Raw genomic sequence first — 18559 nt, forward strand, 5'->3', positions numbered from 1 at the left:
CAGTCTACTCAAAGTTGAATAGATGGCGGAGGCGAGCGGCGAACCGCTGAGTCGGCCCGCTGCCGGAAGTGACCAAGGGAAGCGATGAGAAAGTGACCAATGCAAGCGATGAGTAAGGGGAACTCTCGGTGCGACTCACCTCGGCCACAGGCCGTGTCCTCACCACCGGCGTCATGGCCGCCGCCCTGTTCGCGGGAAGCGCCGTGGCGGTCGCCGCACCCGTAGGGACCGGCGCCGGTCACGCCGCCGCATCTCAGGGGTCGTACGCCCGGCTGCACCCGCTCGCCGAGCTGTCCGCGCGGCGGCTGGCCACGGCCGACCTCGTCGCCGCCGCCAAGTACGGCACGGGCAGCCCGATCGACGACGCGGCCCGCGAGAAGCAGGTCCTGGACGCCGTGGCCCGAGCGGCGCGGGAGGCCGGCGGCGACCCCGAGGCCACCGTGCGGATCTTCCGGGATCAGATCGAGGCCAACAAAGTGGTGCAGCGGGAGCTGTTCCGGCGCTGGGACGCCGACCCATCGAAGGTGCCGCAGGCGCCGCAGGAGCGGCCCGACCTCGCCGAGGTCCGTGAGGAGATCAACCGGATCAACACGGACCTGGTGCGGGGCATCGCGGCCTCAGCGGGCGCGCGGACGGCGCCGTCCTGCGGCGGAGTTCTGACCGCCGCCACCGCGCACGTCCGGCACACGGATCGTCTCGACGCCCTCCATGCGCTCGCCCTGGGGCGGGCGTTGCGGTCCGTCTGCGCACCGTGACACCCGCTCGTAGGCGAACCGCGGCACGAAGAACTGCGTGACCGGGCCCACCGCGAGCGCGTAGAGCACGGTACCGACGCCGACGGTGCCGCCCAGCAGCCAGCCCACGACCAGCACCGCGACCTCGATGAGCGTACGGACCCGGCGCAGGGAGCGCCCCGTGGCGGCGGACAAGCCGGTCATCAGGCCATCCCTGGGGCCGGGGCCGAGGCGCGCGCCGACATAGACGGCGACGGCCAGCCCGTTCAGGAACACCCCGCCCACGAGCAGACCGACCCGGGCGGGCAGACCGAGGCCCTCGGGCAGGATCGCGAGACCAAGATCGGAGGAGACGGCCAGGACGGCGATGTTGGCGGCGGTGCCGAACGTCGGACGCTGCGCCAGCGGGATCCACGCCAGCAGGACGAGCACCCCCACGACGGCACTGATCGTGCCGAAGCTGAGCGGCGTGCGCTGCTCCAGCCCTTCGTACAGGACGCTCCAGGGGTTGACGCCCAGCGCCGCCCGGACCAGGGCCGAGAGGCTGAAGCCGTAGAGGGCGAGGCCGAGGAAGAGTTGGGGGAGGCGTCTCGACGGACGCTCGCGCAGGGGGACGTACGTGATGTTGTCCTGCGGCATGGCTGGTTGCCTCCGGGGCGTGGGCGTGGGCGTGGGCGTGGGCGTGGGTGCGGGAACGGGGAACGCGGAAGGCCGCTGCCGTGAACCAGGGCCACCGGCGCCACCCTGTGCTCTGATTGGTCCGGAAAACACGGCCAATCAGAGGAGAATGGTGTGGTCGACGCACTGGGCAGCCGACAGCTCGCCGCGCTGCTGCCCGACCCCGCAGGCGCCCGTCCCGCCTACCGCCACCTCGCCCAGGCGATCAGCGCCCTCATCCTGGACGGCCGCATCGCCCTGCACGTCAGACTGCCCGCCGAACGGGACCTGGCCGCCGCCCTCCGCACCAGCAGGACGACGGTCACGGCTGTCTACGACCTGCTGCGCGAGGGCGGTTACGCGCGCAGCCGCCAGGGGGCCGGTACCTGGACGGCCCTGCCCGAGGGCCGCGCCCCGAGCGGAGTGCGACGCCTGCTGACCACGGCCGAGGACACCGCGATCGACCTCGCGAGGGCCGCGCCCACGCTGCCGCCGGGCACGCTCGCCGACGCCCTCGCCCGCGTCACCCCGCGCCTGACCGACCACGAGGGAACTCCCGGCTACCACCCGTACGGCCTGCCCGACCTGCGCGCCGCCCTCGCCGAACGCTTCACGCGCCGTGGCCTGCCCACCGTGCCGGAACAGATCCTGGTGACCTCCGGCGCCCAGCACGCGCTCAGCCTCGTCCTGGCGCTGCTGTGCCGGCCCGGCGACCGCGTCCTGACCGAGAACCCCTCGTACCCGAACGCCCTGGAGGCCATGCGGCGCGCCCGGCTGCGCAGCGCGGCGGTCCCGGTGACCGACGACGGCTGGGACATCGAGATCGTCGAGTCGGCCTTCCGTCAGATGCCCCGACTGGCCTACCTCGTGCCCGACTTCCACAACCCGACCGGCCTCCTCATGCCCGAGGGGGAGCGGGCCCGCGTCCTGCGGGCCGCCCGGCGTTCCGGTGCCTGGCTCGTTGTTGACGAGACGCTCGCCGAACTCGCCCTCGACGTCCCCGCGCCCGCGCCCCTCGCCTCCCACGCGGCTCCCGGCGGGGCGGGCGGCCAGGTCATCACCATCGGCTCGATGAGCAAGACGCACTGGGCGGGGCTGCGCGTCGGCTGGCTGCGCGCGCCCGCGCGGCTCGTCACCGAACTGGCCGGACAGCGCGTCGCCACCGACATGGGCGGCTCCGTCCTCGACCAGCTCCTCGCCCTCGACCTCCTCGACCGGGCCGACGGCATGCCGGCGGACCGGCTGGAGCGGCTGCGCGGCCGGCGGGACGCGCTGGCAGCCGCCCTCACCGAGCAGCTGCCGCGCTGGACGTGGCGACTCCCGCCCGGCGGGCTCTCGTTCTGGGTCGACCTCGGGGAGCCGGTCGCCGCCGCGCTGGCGGAGCGGGCGCTCGACCACGGGGTGCGGATCGAGGGCGGAGGCCACTTCGCCACCGAGCCGGGCGTCTTCGAGCAGCGGCTCCGGATCCCGTACACCCTGCCCGCCGACACCCTCCGCGAGGCCGTGTGCCGTCTGGCGGCCACGCTCGCCGCGGGGCTTTCGCGGGAGGCCACCGCCCGGCGGCCGCATTGGGTGGCCTGAACGCCGCGCCTACCCTCCGGCCGCGACCGCCTTCGCCCACCGGTAGTCCGCCTTGCCGCTCGGCGAGCGCTGGATGTGGTCGGTGAAGACCACCGCGCGCGGGATCTTGTAACCGGCGAGCAGCGCGCGGCAGTGCCTCTGGACGCCCTCCAGGTCCAACGCGGGGGCGTCGGCGCGGAGTTGGACGACCGCCGCGACCCGGGAGCCCCACCGCTCGTCGGGCACCCCGGCGACCAGCGCGTCGTACACGTCCGGATGGGACTTGAGCGCCTGTTCGACCTCCTCCGGATACACCTTCTCGCCACCGGTGTTGATGCACTGCGAGCCGCGGCCGAGGACGGTGACGATGCCGTCCTCGTCGACGGTCGCCATGTCGCCGAGCAGCACCCAGCGCTCGTCGCCCTTCTGGAAGAAGGTCTCGGCGGTTTTCGCCGGGTCGTTGTAGTAGCCGAGCGGTACGTGGCCGCGCTGGGCGAGGCGGCCCGGTTCGCCCACCGGGACCGGTTCGTGGGTGGTGGGGTCCACGACCCGGGTGCGTTCGTTGACCTCCAGGCGGAAGCCCTTCTCCGGGCCCGAGTCGTCCGTGGCCTTGCCGTTGGAGCCGGATTCGGAGGAGCCGAAGTTGTTCAGGAGCAGTACGTTCGGCACCAGTTCCTGGAACTGGGCGCGCACCGTCTCCGACATGATCGCCCCGGACGAGGAGACGCTGAACAGGGACGACAGATCGGTGCCCCTGAGCGGTCCGCGCAGCGCGTCGATGAGCGGCCTGAGCATCGCGTCGCCCACCAGGGACACGCTCGACACCTTCTCCCGCTCGATGGTGCGGAGCACCTCCTCGGGCACGTACTTGCGGTGCAGGGCCACCCGCTGGCCGTAGTTGAAGGCGATGAACGACGTCAGCGTCGATGTGCCGTGCATCAGCGGGGGAGCAGGGAAGAAGGTGAGGCCGGGGCCGCCCGCCGCGACGCGCTCGGCCAGCTCCTCGGGGCGCTTCACCGGCTCGCCCGCCGGTTCGCCGCCGAAGAGCCCCGCGAAGAACAGGTCCTCCTGGCGCCACATGACGCCCTTCGGCATGCCGGTCGTGCCGCCGGTGTAGATGATGAACAGGTCGTCGGCCGAGCGCGGCCCGAATCCGCGCTCCGGCGCGCCTGCCGCCTCCGCCGCCGTGAAGGCCACCGCGTCGAACTCCGGGGCGCCGGCGGGCGGCGTCCCCACCCGTATCAGGTGCCGCAGCCGTTCCGTACGGGGCAGTGCCGCCGCGACCCGCTCGGTGAACTCGGCGTCGAAGACGAGCGCCGCGAGATCCGCGTCGCGGTAGAGGTAGACCAACTCCTCCTCGACGTAGCGGTAGTTGACGTTGACCGGGACGAGGCGGGCCTTGAGGCAGGCAAGGACCGTCTGGAGGTACTCGACGCCGTTGTACAGGTGCAGGCCGAGGTGCTCGCCGGGCTTCAGGCCGCCGTCGATCAGGTGGTGGGCGACGCGGTTGGCGGCCGCGTCCAGCTCGGCGTAGGTCAGTCGGCGCTCCGCGCCCGTGCCGGGGTGGTCGATGTAGACGAGTGCCTGGCGGTCGGGGACCACGTCGACGACCGACTCGAAAAGGTCGGCAAGGTTGTACTCCACCGCACTCCTCCTGACCCCGGTGTCCCCCGCGACGTCTCGTCCGACGTCCGGCTTGGCGGTCATCAGAGCAGAGGCACCCACAACTGGGAAGGGCTCCCGCGGGAGGAAACTGACTGAGTGTCAGAAAACTATTGAACTGGCTCCGCGCCTACTGCAACCTGTTCTACGTCCGGAGCGTCCGGTCGGCCGGACGCCGGCCGTCGATGGAGGGAGCACGGCACATGGGTGGGACGGAACATCTCTCCGTGCGGCGCGCGGGCGCCACACTGATCCTCACGCTGAACAGGCCCGAAGCGAAGAACGCGCTGTCGCTGGGGATGCTCGTGGGTCTCTACGACGGCTGGCTCGCCGCCGACGAGGACGACGAGGTCCGCTCGATCGTCCTCACGGGCGCGGGGGGCGCGTTCTGCGCGGGCATGGACCTCAAGGCCCTCGCGGGCAAGGGGATGGCGGGCGAGCAGTACCGGGACCGGCTGGCAGCCGACCCCGACCTGCACTGGAAGGCGATGCTGCGCCACCACCGCCCCCGAAAACCGGTCATCGCCGCCGTCGAGGGGTACTGCGTGGCCGGCGGCACGGAGATCCTTCAGGGCACCGACATCCGGGTCGCGGGCGAGTCCGCGACGTTCGGTCTCTTCGAGGTCCGGCGTGGGCTCTTTCCCATCGGCGGGTCGACCGTGCGGCTGCCGAGGCAGATCCCTCGTACGCATGCCCTGGAAATGCTGCTCACCGGGCGGGCCTATACGGCCACCGAGGCCGCGGCGGTCGGTCTCGTCGGGCATGTCGTGCCGGACGGCACGGCTCTGGAGAAGGCGCTTGCCATCGCCGAGCAGATCAACGCGTGTGGGCCGCTGGCGGTGGAGGCGGTCAAGGCGTCGGTGTACGAGGCTGCCGAGATGACGGAGGCGGAGGGGCTGGCGGCCGAGTTGAAGCGGGGGTGGCCGGTCTTTGACACGGCCGACGCCAAGGAGGGGGCCAGGGCGTTCGTGGAGAAGCGGGTGCCGGTGTTTCGGCGGGCCTAGGTCGTGTCTTGGCCGCGGGTTGGTTGTGGCTGGTCGCGCAGTTCCCCGCGCCCGTGGGGGGCGGGGGGCTTGGGTGAATGTGTGTTCTTTCGGTTCTGGATGAAATGGAGTTCCGTCGATGGCATCCGTTCCCGCGCCGGAGGTGCTGCGTGCGCCTCTGGTCGTCGAGTTTCCCTTCACCCGTTCCCTCGGGCCCGTGCAGAGCGCCTTTCTCACCGGGCTGCGGGAGCGCACCGTCCTCGGGGTGAAAACCCATGACGGTCGCACTCTCGTACCCCCCGTGGAATACGACCCCGTGACCGCCGAGGAGATACGTGACCTCGTCGAGGTCGCCGCCACGGGGACCGTCACCACCTGGGCCTGGAACCACGAGCCGCGCCGCGGCCAGCCCCTCGGCACCCCCTTCGCCTGGGTCCTGGTCGAGCTGGACGGCGCCGACACCGCCCTGCTCCACGCCCTCGACGCACCCGGCCCGGACGCCGTGCGCACCGGCATGCGCGTCCGGATCCGCTGGGCCGCCGAGCGCGTCGGCGCCATCACGGACATCGCCTGCTTCGAGCCGTACGACGGGGCTCGCGACGAGCGGCGGCCAGAGCCTCACGCGGGCGAGTTCGACGAGCCCGTCACCGGCATCGTCGCGGCCGCGCGGCTCGACTACACCTACTCGCCCGGCCGCGCCCAGTCCGCCTACATCCACGCACTCTCCGAGCGGAAGACCGTCGGCGAACGCTGCCCGTCCTGCCGCAAGGTCTACGTCCCGCCCCGGGGCGCCTGCCCCACCTGCGGCGTCGGCACGGCGGAGCGGGTGGAGGTCGGGCCGCGCGGCACCGTCACGACGTACTGCATCGTCAACATCAAGGCGAAGAACGCAATGAATGACGCCATCGAAGTCCCCTACGTCTACGCGCACATCGCCCTCGACGGCGCCGACCTCGCACTGCACGCCCGCATAGCCGGGATCCCCTACGACGAGGTCCGCATGGGCCTGCGCGTCGAACCGGTGTGGACCGACGGCGGCCGCTACCCCGACCACTACCGGCCCACGGGCGAACCCGACGCCGACTACGACACGTACAAGGAGCTGGTCTAGATGGCGCCCCGCGAACCGTCCGCGCCACAGCCCGCGTCACAGTTCGCCTCACAGTCCGCGCGAGCGTCCGTGATGCGGCCCGTCCGAGACGTCGCCGTCGTGGCCTTCGGTCAGACCGACCATCTGCGCTCCACCGACGAGCTCTCCGAGGTGGAGATGCTCATGCCGGTCCTGCACGAGGTCCTCGCCGCCACCGGCCTGCGGACCAGTGACATCGGATTCACCTGCTCCGGCTCCTCGGACTACCTCGCGGGCCGCGCCTTCTCCTTCACCATGGCACTCGACGGGGTCGGGGCCTGGCCCCCGATCTCCGAGTCGCACGTCGAGATGGACGGCGCCTGGGCGCTCTACGAGGCGTGGACGAAGCTCCAGACCGGCGAGGCCGACACCGCGCTCGTCTACTCCTACGGGAAGTCCTCACCCGGGTCCGTGCGCGACGTGCTGACCCGCCAGCTCGACCCGTACTACGTCGCCCCCCTGTGGCCCGACTCCGTGGCGCTCGCCGCGCTCCAGGCGCAGGCGCTCATCGACGCGGGAGAGACCGACGAGCCCGCCCTGGCCGGGGTCGCCCACCGCAGCCGCGCCGACGCCGCCGCCAACTCCCATGCGCAGCTGAGTGGTTCGGTCGCGCGGGGCGAGTACGTCGTACGTCCGCTGCGCACCGGCGACTGCCCACCGGTCGGTGACGGGGCGGCCGCCGTGATCCTCGCGGCCGGGGAGCACGCCCGGGGCCTGTGCGAGCGGCCCGCGTGGATCCGCGGCATCGACCACCGGATCGAGGCGCACGGCATCGGTGTGCGCGACCTCACCGACTCGCCGTCCACACGTCTGGCCGCCGAGCGCGCGGGCGTCTTCGAACGGCCCGTCGACACCGCAGAGTTGCACGCCCCCTTCACCTCCCAGGAAGTCGTCCTGCGCAAGGCCCTGGACCTCGGTGACGACGTCACGGTCAACCCCTCCGGGGGCGCGCTCGCCGCCAATCCCATGATGGCCGCCGGGCTCATCCGGATCGGCGAGGCCGCCGCCCGTATCCACCGGGGCGCCTGCGACCGTGCCGTCGCGCACGCCACCTCGGGCCCCTGCCTCCAGCAGAACCTGGTCGCCGTCCTGGAAGGAGACGCCCGATGAGCGATGCGCGGAGCGAGGCGGTGGGCAAGGAGCCCGTGGCCGTGGTCGGGATCGGGCAGACCAAGCACGTGGCCGCCCGGCGCGACGTGTCGATCGCGGGCCTGGTCCGCGAGGCGGCCCAACGTGCGCTGTTGGACGCGGAGTTGTCCTGGAGCGACATCGACGCCGTCGTCATCGGCAAGGCCCCCGACTTCTTCGAGGGCGTCATGATGCCGGAGCTGTACCTCGCCGACGCCCTCGGCGCCGTCGGCAAACCCATGCTCCGCGTCCACACCGCGGGCTCCGTCGGCGGCTCCACGGCGCTCGTCGCCGCCAACCTCGTCGCGGGCCGCGTCCACGGCACCGTGCTGACCCTAGCCTTCGAAAAGCAGTCGGAATCCAACGCGATGTGGGGCCTGTCGCTGCCCATCCCCTTCCAGCAGCCGCTGCTCGCCGGGGCGGGCGGCTTCTTCGCCCCGCACGTGCGGGCGTACATGCGGCGCAGCGGCGCCCCCGACACGGTCGGCTCCCTCGTCGCGTACAAGGACCGCCGCAACGCCCTGAAGAACCCCTGGGCGCACCTCCACGAGCACGACATCACCCTGGAGAAGGTCCAGGCCTCGCCGATGCTCTGGGACCCGATCCGCTACTCGGAGACCTGCCCGTCCTCCGACGGCGCCTGCGCCATGATCCTCACCGACCGGGCGGGCGCGGCGCGTGCACCCCGGCCGCCAGCCTGGGTGCACGGCGGCGCCATGCGCAGCGAACCGACGCTCTTCGCGGGCAAGGACTTCGTCTCCCCGCAGGCCGGCAAGGACTGCGCGGCCGACGTCTACCGGCAGGCGGGCATCACCGAGCCGCGCCGCGAGATCGACGCCGTCGAGATGTACGTGCCCTTCTCCTGGTACGAGCCGATGTGGCTGGAGAACCTCGGCTTCGCGGCGGAGGGCGAGGGCTGGAAGCTCACCGAGGCCGGCGTGACGGAACTCGACGGCGACCTCCCGGTGAACATGTCCGGCGGCGTCCTGTCGACCAACCCCATCGGCGCCTCCGGCATGATCCGCTTCGCCGAGGCGGCACTTCAGGTGCGAGGCCAGGCGGGGGAGCACCAAGTCGAAGGGGCCCGCAAGGCACTTGGGCACGCCTACGGAGGCGGCGCGCAGTTCTTCTCCATGTGGCTCGTCGGGGCCGAACCGCCCACCACCTGACGGCACGTGCGCACGCCCGACGATCGTGGTCCTTCCGCCGCGGCCTGTCCGGCGCCCGGGGTGAAAGCTAGGCTGGCGCCGGACGACGCATCGGGAGGAGCACGGACGTGGCCGACAGCACCATGCAGCAGCATCCGCTCGCGGGCTGGAACAAGCCGGAGCTCGACCTCAGCACCGCCGACTGGCGATCGAGCAGCGAGGGGCGAGGGGACGTGGAGATCGCCTTCGTCGAAGGCTTCGTCGCGATGCGCAACGCCCGCCGGCCCGAGAGCCCGTCCCTGATCTTCACCCCAGCGGAGTGGGGAGCCTTCGTCCACAGCGCACGTGAGGGCGAGTTCGACCTGACCTGACGCGCCCGGACCACCTCTCCGGCCTGCCGCCTCCCACGGCCTTTCGGCCCTGGCGGGCACGTGACCTTCGACTCTCCCGGCGCGGACCTCGCTGCACCAGGCTGAAGCCATGAGCAGCGAAACGGTCAACAGCGTGAGCCCCGTCGTCGCGGCCGTCGACGGTTCGGCCGGCAGCGTCCGCGCCCTGGAGTGGGCGCTGACCGCCGCCCGCCTGCGGGAGGCGCCGCTGCGGATCGTCCATGTGCGGGCGTACGGCGTTCCGCTCGTCGACGGGCCGTTCGCATCGGTGTGGGAGCGGACCGAGGGCGATCCGGTGCTCGACCATGTACGTGCGCTCCTCGACGGGCGCGCCGGCCTGCCGCCGCTGGAGTTCGTCACCGTGGACGGCAGCCCCGGGCGTGAACTGCCGCGGCTCGGTGACCGGGCCCGGCTGCTGGTGCTCGGCTCGCGCGGCAGGGGCGGTTTCGCCAGTTTGCTGCTCGGTTCGAACGGCCTGGCGTGCGCGCGGGAGGCGGCCTGTCCGGTGGTGGTCGTACCGCGCCCCGCGCAAGGTGACGACGGTGCGGCGGAGGGGCCGGTGCCGGTGCCGGCCGCGCGGCCCCGCGTGGTCCTCGGGCTCGCGGCGCCCGCACCGGACAGCGACGCCACCGCCTTCGCGTTCACGGAGGCCGGGCGGCGCGGGGCACGGCTCCAAGTGGTCGCCGCGTATCCGTGGCCCGTCCTCAGCAGCACGGCCGCCGGAGACTTCGTCATGAACGCCGTCGCCGACGGGGAGACGGAACGGGAGTACGGGGAGCTGGCGGCCGCCGAGCTGACCCCGTACCGGGAGCGCCATCCCGACGTGCCGGTGGACGTGGTCCTCGCCTCCGGCGACGCCGCGGGCCACCTCGTCGACGCCTCGCACGCCGCCGAGCTGGTCGTCGTCGGCCGCCACCGGCGCAGGATGGCGCCGGGACGCGTGCTGGGGTCGGTCACCAACGCGGTTCTGCTGCACGCGGGGTGCCCGGTCGCGGTGGTGCCGCCGGGCGCCGGCTGAGTGCCACGGGCCGCGCTAGGGCCTGTCTGACCATTCCCGCCCGCCTCGCGACGCCATGCACGCTCCCCCGAGCTCTTCGAGCAGGGGGCGCCCCCACTCGCCGCACCGGGCGCAGAGCCAAGTACATCCAGTACGAGGCCCTACGCCCGGCACGCCGAGAGCACGCACCTGACGCCGCGAGGCCGCCCTCCGGGCGACGACGGGAATGGTCAGACAGGCCCTAGCGGAGGACGACGCAGCCCTGGTCCTCCAGGGTCCGGAGCAGATCGTCGGGGACGTGGGTGTCGTTCCAGCGCAGGTCCAGCTTCTCCAGCGAGGGCAACTCGGCGATCCAGACAGGGAGTTGACGCACCCAATTGCCGCGCAGGTCGACGCGGCGCAGCGACGGCAGGCCGCGCAGGGCCTCCGGTACGGCCGTGAAGGCGTTCTCCCGCAGCTCGATCTCGCGCAGGGCGGTCAGCGCTCCCACGCCTGCGGGCAGGTCATCGAGGCGGTTGCCGCGCAGCCACAGCTCGCGCAGCGCGCCGAGGGAGCCGATCGTCTCGGGCAGCCGGGTCAGCCAGTTGTGCTGGGCGCGCAGCTCGACGAGACCGGACATCGCGCCGAGGGTGCCGGGGAGGGCCGTCAGGCGGTTCTCGCCGACGTTGAGGTAGCCGAGCCGGCTGAGGCGGCCGAGCGAGGCCGGCAGCTCGGTGAGGTCGTTGTCGTGAAGGTAGAGGAAGCGGCTCAGGGCAGGGAGGTCACCGATATCTTCCGGGACCGCGCGCAGCCGGTTGTGACCGAGGTCGAGGGTGTGCAGGGCCGTGAGCGTGCCGATGCGGGCGGGAAGGCGCGTGAGCGCGTTGTCGGGCAGGAGCAGCACCTCCAGCCCCGGGTGACGCCAGACTTCGTCCGGCACCTGGCTGAGACCGCCGTGCCAGTAGTTCAGGACGGTGCGGTGGTCGGGGGAGGTGGGGTCGCCTGCGCTCATGCCCTCGCCCGCCGTCCCGCCGCCCGTGTTCCTGCCGCCGCCCGCGCCCGCACCCCCGCCTCCACCCGCCGTCCCCCCGCCACTACCCATCCCCGTATCCTCGCCCACTCCGCGGCCCCCTTCCCCGTACCCCCGGCTCATGATCCCGGCCGAGACCCTACTCGGCCGGTGGCGGTGACCGGGCCGGCCGGGCCCCCGCCTGGCCCGGATGCTTCGCCACCGCCACCGCCACCGCCACCCCCGCCGACCAGCCGCGCCCCCACGTCGGCGCGCGGCGGCAGACACGTACCATGGGCGCATGTCCTTCCTCCGCCGCCGCAGCTCCGCCACCCCCGCGGGCCCGGACTTCGACGTCCTGGCCATGGATCCCGGTGACTGGCCCGGCAATCTCGGCGCGGGCCTGCTGCCCGCCCCCGACGGCAGCTGCCAGGGCGTCTTCCTGCGCTACGACCTGTTCGGCGGGCGCGGCCCTGCGATGATCATCGGCAACCTCCCCGAGGGTTCGCCCGCGCGCGAGACCGCCGAGGGCGAGGTCCCCTTCGAGGTGGCGCAGCTGCTCCTCGCCCTGGAGAACGACGAGGACATCACGGTCGTCTCCACGGAGGACATGCCGGTGATGCAGGGCGACAACCTCCTCATCGTGCGTCGCCTGAAGCTGTCGGAGAGCCGCATCTCGTGCGTGCAGTTCGACCGCAGTGACAACGTCCTGGTGACCATCGCCGCCTGGGACCGGCCGATCACCGACGATCTGTACGCGCTCTTGAAGCCGCTGCCCGCGGAGCTCTTCCAGCAGGGCTGACCAGCCCCGCAGGCCCCCAGCGCACCGCACCCGCACTTTTCCCCGCACTTTCCGTCCAAGCACCGCCCCGTTCCGTCCAAGGACCGGGGCGGTTTTCCGTCTTGCCAGGCCAGTCATCGGACTTTTAACGTGGCCGGTCATGACTCAGGGGATCTCGCGAAGGACCACCATGAAGTCCGCCCTCGGCGGCGCTGCCGTCCTGGCAGCCGGTGGCGGCGGACTCGCCGACGCCGCGGCGGCCGAGAAGCCGCACCACGACACATCGGATGAATTACTGCTCTGGTACGCCGCTCCCGCCGAGGACTGGGAGCGTGAGGCCCTGCCCATAGGCAACGGCGCCCTCGGCGCCATGGTCTTCGGTTCTCTCGCCTCCGAACGCCTCCAGTTCAACGAGAAGACCCTGTGGACCGGCGGCCCCGGCTCCAAGGAGGGCTACGACTCCGGCAACTGGCGCGCCCCGAGGCCGGGCGCCCTCGACGCCGTGCGCGAGGAACTCGACGACAAGGGCCGGCTCGCCCCCGAAGCGGTCGCGAAGGAGCTGGGGCAGGCCCGCCGCGGCTACGGCGCCCACCAGACCTTCGGCGACCTGCACATCGACATGCCCGGCGCCCCGGCCGCACCCGACGCCACATACCGCCGCGCCCTCGACCTCGGCCAGGGTCTCGCGACCGTCACGTACCGCCACCAACAGGTGCGCCACCACCGGGAGTTCTTCGCCTCGTACCCCCACAAGGTGATCGTCGGCCGGTTCTCCGCCGACCGTGCCGCCCAGGTCACCTGCACTCTGCGCTACAGCTCGCCGCGCGCCGACTTCACCGCGAAGGCGTACGGCGACCGGATGACCGTACGCGGTGAACTAGCCGACAACGCCCTGAAGTTCGAGGCCCAGCTGCGGATCCGCCACCAGGGCGGCACACACGTCGCGCACGACGACGGCAGCGTCACGGTGACCGGCGCCGACCACGTCTGGTTCGTCCTCGCCGCGGGCACCGACTACGCCGACACCTACCCCGGCTACCGGGGCGAGGACCCGCACCGGACCGTCACCCGCGCCGTCGACCAGGCGATCGAAGCGGGCCACGGCGCCCTGCGCGCCCGCCATCTGCGCGACCACGGCGCCCTGTTCGGCCGGGTCGCCCTCGACCTCGGCGGGCCGCTGCCCGCAACCCTCCCCACCGACCGGCTGCTCGAGCAGTACGGGGGAGCGGGGAGTGCCGCCGCCGACCGCGGCCTGGAGGCCCTGTACTTCCAGTACGGGCGCTACCTCCTCATCGCCTCCTCGCGCGCGGGCTCACTGCCCGCGAACCTCCAGGGCGTGTGGAACAACAGCACCACCCCGCCCTGGTCGGCGGACTACCACACCAACATCAACCTCCAGATGAACTACTGGCCCGCCGAGGCCGCCAACCTGGCCGAGACCACCGCCCCGTACGACCGTTTCGTCCAGGCCCTGCGCGCCCCCGGCCGCCGGACGGCCAAGGAGATGTTCGACAGCCGCGGCTGGGTGGTGCACAACGAGACCAACCCCTACGGCTTCACGGGGGTCCACGACTGGTCGACCGCCTTCTGGTTCCCCGAGGCCGCCGCCTGGCTCACCGCGCAGCTCTACGAGCACTACCGCTTCGGCGGCTCCACGGAATACCTGCGCTCCACCGCCTACCCGGCGATGAAGGAAGCCGCCGAGTTCTGGCTCGACAACCTCCGCACCGATCCGCGCGACGGCACGCTGGTCGCCACGCCCAGCTACTCGCCCGAACACGGCGACTTCACCGCGGGCGGCGCCATGGCCCAGCAGATCGTCCACGACCTGCTCACCAACACCCTCGAAGCCGCGCGCGTACTCGGCGCCTCCGCCGGTTTCCGCGCCGAACTGGAGAAGACCCTCGGCAAGCTCGACCCCGGGCTGCGGATCGGCTCCTGGGGACAGCTCCAGGAGTGGAAGGCGGACCTCGACGACAGGACCGACGAGCACCGCCACGTCTCCCACCTCTACGCCCTGCACCCCGGCCGGCAGATCGAGCCCGGCGGCAAGTGGGCCGAGGCGGCGAGGGTGTCGCTCACCGCGCGCGGCGACGGCGGCACCGGCTGGTCCAAGGCCTGGAAAATCAACTTCTGGGCGCGGCTGCGGGACGGCGACCACGCGCACAAGATGCTCGGCGAGCAGCTGAAGTCCTCCACGCTGCCCAATCTCTGGGACACTCACCCGCCCTTCCAGATCGACGGCAACTTCGGCGCGACCTCCGGCATCGTCGAGATGCTCCTCCAGAGCCAGCACGACACGATCGAGATCCTGCCCGCGCTGCCCGCGGACTGGCCCGACGGGTCGGTGCGCGGACTGCGCGCCCGCGGCGGCGCGACCGTCGACATCACCTGGGCCTCGGGCCGGGCCGTCCGCGTCGTCCTGACGGCGGCGCGCACCCGCGAACTCACCGTGCGCGGCACGCTGTTCAAGGGCGGCACGAAGACGTTCGGGGCACGGGCGCGGGCACGCTACGTCTTCGACTAGCGTCGGCATCAAGAACGCGTCAAGACTGCCGGATCGCGGCAATGCACCGAGGCGCGCGGCCGGTCCATGATGAGCGCGGCAGAAACGGGGGGCCTGCTCCCGGTGCCGGATCCCGGAAGCGGGATCCGGCACCGGGACCGGAACCGCACCCACGCGGCCCCGGCCCCGACCCCCGCTCACGGCGTCGTCACGACCCCGAGCGCACCACCCGCACGTCCGCCGCCCGCACATACCCGATGCGGTGCCCGTACTGGACGACGTAGTACATGTCCTTGCCGCGCACCACCTTGTGCCCGGCGGTGTCGAACGTCGAGGCGTAGTAGTACTCACCCGGCACCTTGTCGCCGATCACGTACTGCTGGCCCGCCAGGATCTTGTACGGCAGCGGCGAGACCGCCTGGACGGGCACGCCCGCCGGGTACGCCTCCTTCTCCGGATACGCCCGCCCGTACACCGGCACCTCGGTCGCGCCCTCCTTCGGCGTCACCACGAACCCCTTCGCGTCGAGGGCGGTGGGCTGTTTCCGCGGGTTCTTGAACCAGGCCTTCTGGCCGAGGTACCAGACGGCGGTCCAGTCGCCCTGACGGTCGGCGACCGCGTACTGCTGACCGGTGGAGAGCCGCGCCCCGACGTCGTTCACGTCGATCGTGGAGTCCTGCCCGCCCGGACGCTTGCCGATGTCCTTGATCAGCGGCGCGTCGTCACGCGGCTCGGTGTGGACGCGTACCGCCGCCGAACCGTGCGGAACACACGTGTCGGCGGGCTTGCCGCAGCCCGTGTACGTCGGCTGGTTCTTGGAGTACTCGGGCGCCACCGTCACCAGCCCGCCGTTCGGCCCCGCCGTACGGTGGAACGGCTTGCCGAGCAGCGTGAAGTAGTGCTGCCAGTCCCAGTACGGGCCCGGATCGGTGTGCATCCCCCGGATCGTGGACGAGACCGTGCCCTGGACGTTGTCGTGCCCGAGGATGTGCTGCCGGTCCAGCGGGATGTCGTACTTCCTGGCGAGATACTTCACCAGCCGCGCCGACGTGCGGTACATCGCCTCCGTGTACCAGGTGTCGGGAGCGGTGAGGAAACCTTCATGCTCCAGGCCGATCGACTTGGCGTTGACGTACCAGTTGCCCGCGTGCCAGGCGACGTCCTTGGCCTTCACGTGCTGGGCGATGTGACCGTCGGTGGAGCGCAGGGTGTACTGCCACGACACGTAGGTCGGGTCCTGAACCATGTTCAGGACGCCCTCCCACCGGCCCTCGGTGTCATGGACGATGATCGAGTCGATGCTCTGGCTCTTGGGCCGGTCCGCCTTGTCGTGGTTGCCGTAGTCCGGATTCCCGCCCGGGTCCTTGAACTCCTCGTACGGCGCCGGGATCCACTCGCAGGACACCGTCTTCGGGCACTCCGTGTCACCGGGGGCCGTCTTGCGCAGCCCCATGCTCCTCAGCTGCGCCGCGTCGGTCCGCAGGCCGGGCTCCGGGGCGAGCACCACACGCTGGCCCGCGTCCGTCGCCCGCCGCTCACCGTCGCGGATGACCGCGAACACCTCATTGGCGTACGTCGCCGCCGTCGCCTCGTCGTCCGCCCCGGAGAAGCGGGCGATCGCGCCGTACCAGTCGGCGGGGTCGGAGCTCAGCGGCCTGCCGAGCTTCTTCTGGGCCGCGGCGAGCAGGGCGGCGCCGCCCGCCACGTTCGCCGCGGAGTCGGTGCGCAGTTCCTCGGCGGGCAGGCCGGTCAGCTCGGCCGCGCGCGGCAGCGTCTTGAGTCGTGCGGGAAGCTCGGCCTCCGAGGGCACGGCGGGAATCTCCGCCTCGGGCGGCGGCATCGGACGCGAGGTGTCGCCGCGCGGATCCTCCTCGCCCTCGCTGTGGTGCGGGGCCGAGGCCAGGGCGGTGCGCGCGTCGGTCAGGTGCATGGGGCCGTAGCCGCCGGTGACGCTGGCCGCGCCGCCGTGCGCGTCCCAGCGGGACTGGAGATACGAGACGCCGAGGAGCACGCTCTGCGGTACGCGGTACTCCTCGGAGGCGGACGCGAAGGCGTCCTGCAACCGGGTGCCGGACGCCTGTGGCTCGGCGCCGGACGACGGGGCCGCGCCGAGCAGCGGCACCAGCAGTCCGGCCGACGCGAGGGCGCCCGCCGTCCTGATGGTGCGTCTGCGCGCCGACGAGGTACGGGCTGTGGATCCTCGCAATGCAGCCTCCTGGGACTCCTGGGCCGATGAAGCGTGGCGGGGCGTGCGGGGCCGGGCGTGCGTGCGTCAGTGGTACCGGCTCTCCGACGATCCGTCAATCATGCCCAGGAGAAGGGATTTCGCATGTCAGCGACGGTCCCGGCGGGTCATGCCCACGCTTTCGCACGGGCAGGCCCCACCGCCTGCGGCGCGTCAGTGGCGTAAACCAATCAGCAGTACGGGATACACCTGTTCGGGGGGGCGGGGTAGCGGAGCCCGGGGGAGCGGAAGAGGTACGGGCATAGGCCGGTGTGCCTTTCCCGACGACATAGACCAGAGGCATACGAAGGTCCGCGGTGCGCCACTGTTCTCGGCGCACCGCGGACCTTCTTCCCCTCAGCGAGTGCCGACCGCCGCTCGCACGGCCCGGCGGGCCAGCTGGCAGTCGTCGTGCAGCCGCCTCAGCAGCAGCCGCTGTTCCTCGCCGGACGGCGCAGCACCGGACGGGGCCGGGCCCGGTGCCGCCGGGGCCGATTCGTGCATCGAACGCTGCACGGCCGTTTCGTAGTGACGGATCTCGCGGGTCAGTACGACCATGAGATTGACCAGGAACGCGTCGCGCGCCGCGGGGCCCGCGGCCTGCGCCTGCTGACTGATCTCGCGCCGCGCCGCGGGGGAGTCACCGAGGACCGCCCACAGCGTCGCCAGGTCGTACCCCGGCAGGTACCACCCCGCGTGCTCCCAGTCGACCAGGACGGGCCCGGCCGGCGAGAGCAGGATGTTCGACAGCAGGGCGTCGCCGTGGCAGAACTGCCACATGGCCTCCGGGCCCTCCCCCTGGTGGACCGCCGAATGCGCGATGCCGTGCAGCAGCTTCTGGAGGTCACCGATGTCACGGTCCGTCAGCAGGCCCAGCTCGTGGAAGCGGGAGATCCGCCTGCCGTACTCCAGCGGCCTGCCGAACATCTCCGCGGGCGGCCGCCACCGGTTCAGCCGCAGTACGGAGTCGAGCGCCGCCCGGATGTCCGCGCGCGGCGGGGCCTCGACCGGATGCCGTTGCAGTGCCGCCACCCGCCCGGGCATCCGCTCGATCACCAGCGTGCAGTCCTCGGGGTCCGCGGCGATCAGCCGGGGCGCCCGGACCGGCGGCCGGTGCCGGACGAACGAGCGGTATGCCGCTATCTCGTGCCGGAGCCGATCGGCCCACAGAGGGGAGTGGTCCAGTAAACACTTGGCGACGGCAGCGCCGCGTCCCGCCGTCCCGACGAGCAGGACCGTACGGCCGCTTCGACGGAGCACCTGCACGGGGTTGAACTCGGGGCAGATGCGATGCACGGAAGCGATCGCGGTGCGCAGTTGCGCCCCCTGGGGGCCGGACAAGTCGAGTCTCCCGCTGAGCGGTTGGGCGCCGGATCCCGGCACGCGACGCGTCCGGCCGGCGCCGAGCTGCGCGGCAGAGGTCCGCGCGGGCTCCAGATAGGGGCCGCTCCCCGCGGAGGGGGGCACCTCGCGGCTCCGGGGCACCGGGGGGCGCGGGTGGAGCGGCCGGGGCGGGGCGGACACGGAGGACGATGCTGCGTACATGGGCGAACAGATCCCTTCGTGTGCCTGTGGATTGCGTGCGCCTCCCGCCCCGATCGCGTCGGGATCACCCTGGGGAGTGCCTTGCGGCGACCGGGTCGGGGTGGCGCACTCCTACCTGACACCCGGCG

The 18559-nt window shown here is 72.2% G+C and carries 14 protein-coding genes; 10 read left to right on the top strand and 4 right to left on the bottom strand.

From position 1 onward, the window contains the following. Nucleotides 1–128: 128 nt before the first annotated feature. A complete protein-coding gene (locus KKZ08_RS36930; RefSeq protein ID WP_223778589.1) occupies nt 129–755 on the top strand; it encodes a chorismate mutase in 627 nt (208 codons plus the stop codon). A gap of 771 nt (nt 756–1526) precedes the next feature. After that, on the top strand, nt 1527–2972 hold the full coding sequence (locus KKZ08_RS36935) for a PLP-dependent aminotransferase family protein (protein WP_223778590.1): 1446 nt from the start codon (nt 1527–1529) through the stop codon (nt 2970–2972). Nucleotides 2973–2981: 9 nt separating this feature from the next. Here the strand turns inward: KKZ08_RS36935 and KKZ08_RS36940 are convergent, their stop codons facing one another. Continuing rightward, on the bottom strand, nt 2982–4595 hold the full coding sequence (locus tag KKZ08_RS36940) for an acyl-CoA synthetase (protein ID WP_223778591.1): 1614 nt from the start codon (nt 4593–4595) through the stop codon (nt 2982–2984). Nucleotides 4596–4816: 221 nt separating this feature from the next. On the opposite strand from KKZ08_RS36940, the gene KKZ08_RS36945 reads away from it, so the two are divergent. From KKZ08_RS36945 to KKZ08_RS36970, 6 genes are all read left to right on the top strand, one after another. Continuing rightward, on the top strand, nt 4817–5617 hold the full coding sequence (locus tag KKZ08_RS36945; RefSeq protein ID WP_223778592.1) for a crotonase/enoyl-CoA hydratase family protein: 801 nt from the start codon (nt 4817–4819) through the stop codon (nt 5615–5617). A gap of 118 nt (nt 5618–5735) precedes the next feature. Further along, the gene (locus KKZ08_RS36950) at nt 5736–6707 is read left to right on the top strand and encodes an OB-fold nucleic acid binding domain-containing protein (protein ID WP_223778593.1); all 972 of its coding nucleotides are present in this window, start codon (nt 5736–5738) and stop codon (nt 6705–6707) included. 72 nt (nt 6708–6779) lie between these two features. After that, entirely contained in the window at nt 6780–7835 is a 1056-nt protein-coding gene (locus KKZ08_RS36955; protein ID WP_223778594.1) for a thiolase domain-containing protein, read from the top strand. Continuing rightward, nucleotides 7832–9022, top strand: a complete 1191-nt coding sequence (locus tag KKZ08_RS36960; RefSeq protein WP_223778595.1) for a thiolase domain-containing protein — start codon at nt 7832–7834, stop codon at nt 9020–9022. The genes KKZ08_RS36955 and KKZ08_RS36960 overlap by 4 nt, the downstream gene beginning before the upstream one ends. A 107-nt stretch (nt 9023–9129) precedes the next feature. After that, nucleotides 9130–9372 (top strand): DUF397 domain-containing protein, encoded by a 243-nt coding sequence (locus tag KKZ08_RS36965; RefSeq protein WP_223778596.1) that lies wholly within the window; start codon nt 9130–9132, stop codon nt 9370–9372. A 109-nt stretch (nt 9373–9481) separates the two neighbouring features. Beyond that, nucleotides 9482–10408, top strand: coding sequence for a universal stress protein (locus KKZ08_RS36970; protein ID WP_223778597.1), 927 nt, complete (start codon nt 9482–9484; stop codon nt 10406–10408). A gap of 220 nt (nt 10409–10628) precedes the next feature. On the opposite strand, the gene KKZ08_RS36975 is transcribed toward KKZ08_RS36970, so the two are convergent. Further along, nucleotides 10629–11378, bottom strand: coding sequence for a leucine-rich repeat domain-containing protein (locus tag KKZ08_RS36975; RefSeq protein ID WP_223779342.1), 750 nt, complete (start codon nt 11376–11378; stop codon nt 10629–10631). A gap of 298 nt (nt 11379–11676) precedes the next feature. Here KKZ08_RS36975 and KKZ08_RS36980 point away from each other — a divergent pair, with 298 nt between their 5' ends. Both KKZ08_RS36980 and KKZ08_RS36985 read left to right on the top strand, forming a co-directional pair. Next, nucleotides 11677–12177: a hypothetical protein gene (locus KKZ08_RS36980; RefSeq protein WP_205038314.1), complete on the top strand. Its 501-nt coding sequence runs from the start codon at nt 11677–11679 to the stop codon at nt 12175–12177. 169 nt (nt 12178–12346) lie between these two features. Further along, nucleotides 12347–14683 (top strand): glycoside hydrolase family 95 protein, encoded by a 2337-nt coding sequence (locus tag KKZ08_RS36985; protein ID WP_223778598.1) that lies wholly within the window; start codon nt 12347–12349, stop codon nt 14681–14683. 187 nt (nt 14684–14870) lie between these two features. On the opposite strand, the gene KKZ08_RS36990 is transcribed toward KKZ08_RS36985, so the two are convergent. After that, on the bottom strand, nt 14871–16868 hold the full coding sequence (locus KKZ08_RS36990) for an N-acetylmuramoyl-L-alanine amidase (RefSeq protein ID WP_223778599.1): 1998 nt from the start codon (nt 16866–16868) through the stop codon (nt 14871–14873). Between the two features lie 375 nt (nt 16869–17243). Next, nucleotides 17244–18431, bottom strand: coding sequence for an aminoglycoside phosphotransferase family protein (locus KKZ08_RS36995; RefSeq protein WP_223778600.1), 1188 nt, complete (start codon nt 18429–18431; stop codon nt 17244–17246). Nucleotides 18432–18559: the final 128 nt, after the last annotated feature.

This window comes from Streptomyces sp. 135, from assembly GCF_020026305.1.
Taxonomy (GTDB): Bacteria; Actinomycetota; Actinomycetes; order Streptomycetales; family Streptomycetaceae; genus Streptomyces.

Excerpts from the sequence above, each read along its gene's own strand:
- KKZ08_RS36985 (WP_223778598.1), top strand. The coding sequence starts at position 12,347 with ATGAAGTCCGCCCTCGGCGGCGCTGCCGTCCTGGCAGCCGGTGGCGGC.
- KKZ08_RS36960 (WP_223778595.1), top strand. The coding sequence starts at position 7,832 with ATGAGCGATGCGCGGAGCGAGGCGGTGGGCAAGGAGCCCGTGGCCGTG.
- KKZ08_RS36975 (WP_223779342.1), bottom strand. The coding sequence starts at position 11,378 with ATGAGCGCAGGCGACCCCACCTCCCCCGACCACCGCACCGTCCTGAAC.
- KKZ08_RS36945 (WP_223778592.1), top strand. The coding sequence starts at position 4,817 with ATGGGTGGGACGGAACATCTCTCCGTGCGGCGCGCGGGCGCCACACTG.
- KKZ08_RS36995 (WP_223778600.1), bottom strand. The coding sequence starts at position 18,431 with ATGTACGCAGCATCGTCCTCCGTGTCCGCCCCGCCCCGGCCGCTCCAC.
- KKZ08_RS36955 (WP_223778594.1), top strand. The coding sequence starts at position 6,780 with ATGCGGCCCGTCCGAGACGTCGCCGTCGTGGCCTTCGGTCAGACCGAC.
- KKZ08_RS36970 (WP_223778597.1), top strand. The coding sequence starts at position 9,482 with ATGAGCAGCGAAACGGTCAACAGCGTGAGCCCCGTCGTCGCGGCCGTC.
- KKZ08_RS36950 (WP_223778593.1), top strand. The coding sequence starts at position 5,736 with ATGGCATCCGTTCCCGCGCCGGAGGTGCTGCGTGCGCCTCTGGTCGTC.
- KKZ08_RS36980 (WP_205038314.1), top strand. The coding sequence starts at position 11,677 with ATGTCCTTCCTCCGCCGCCGCAGCTCCGCCACCCCCGCGGGCCCGGAC.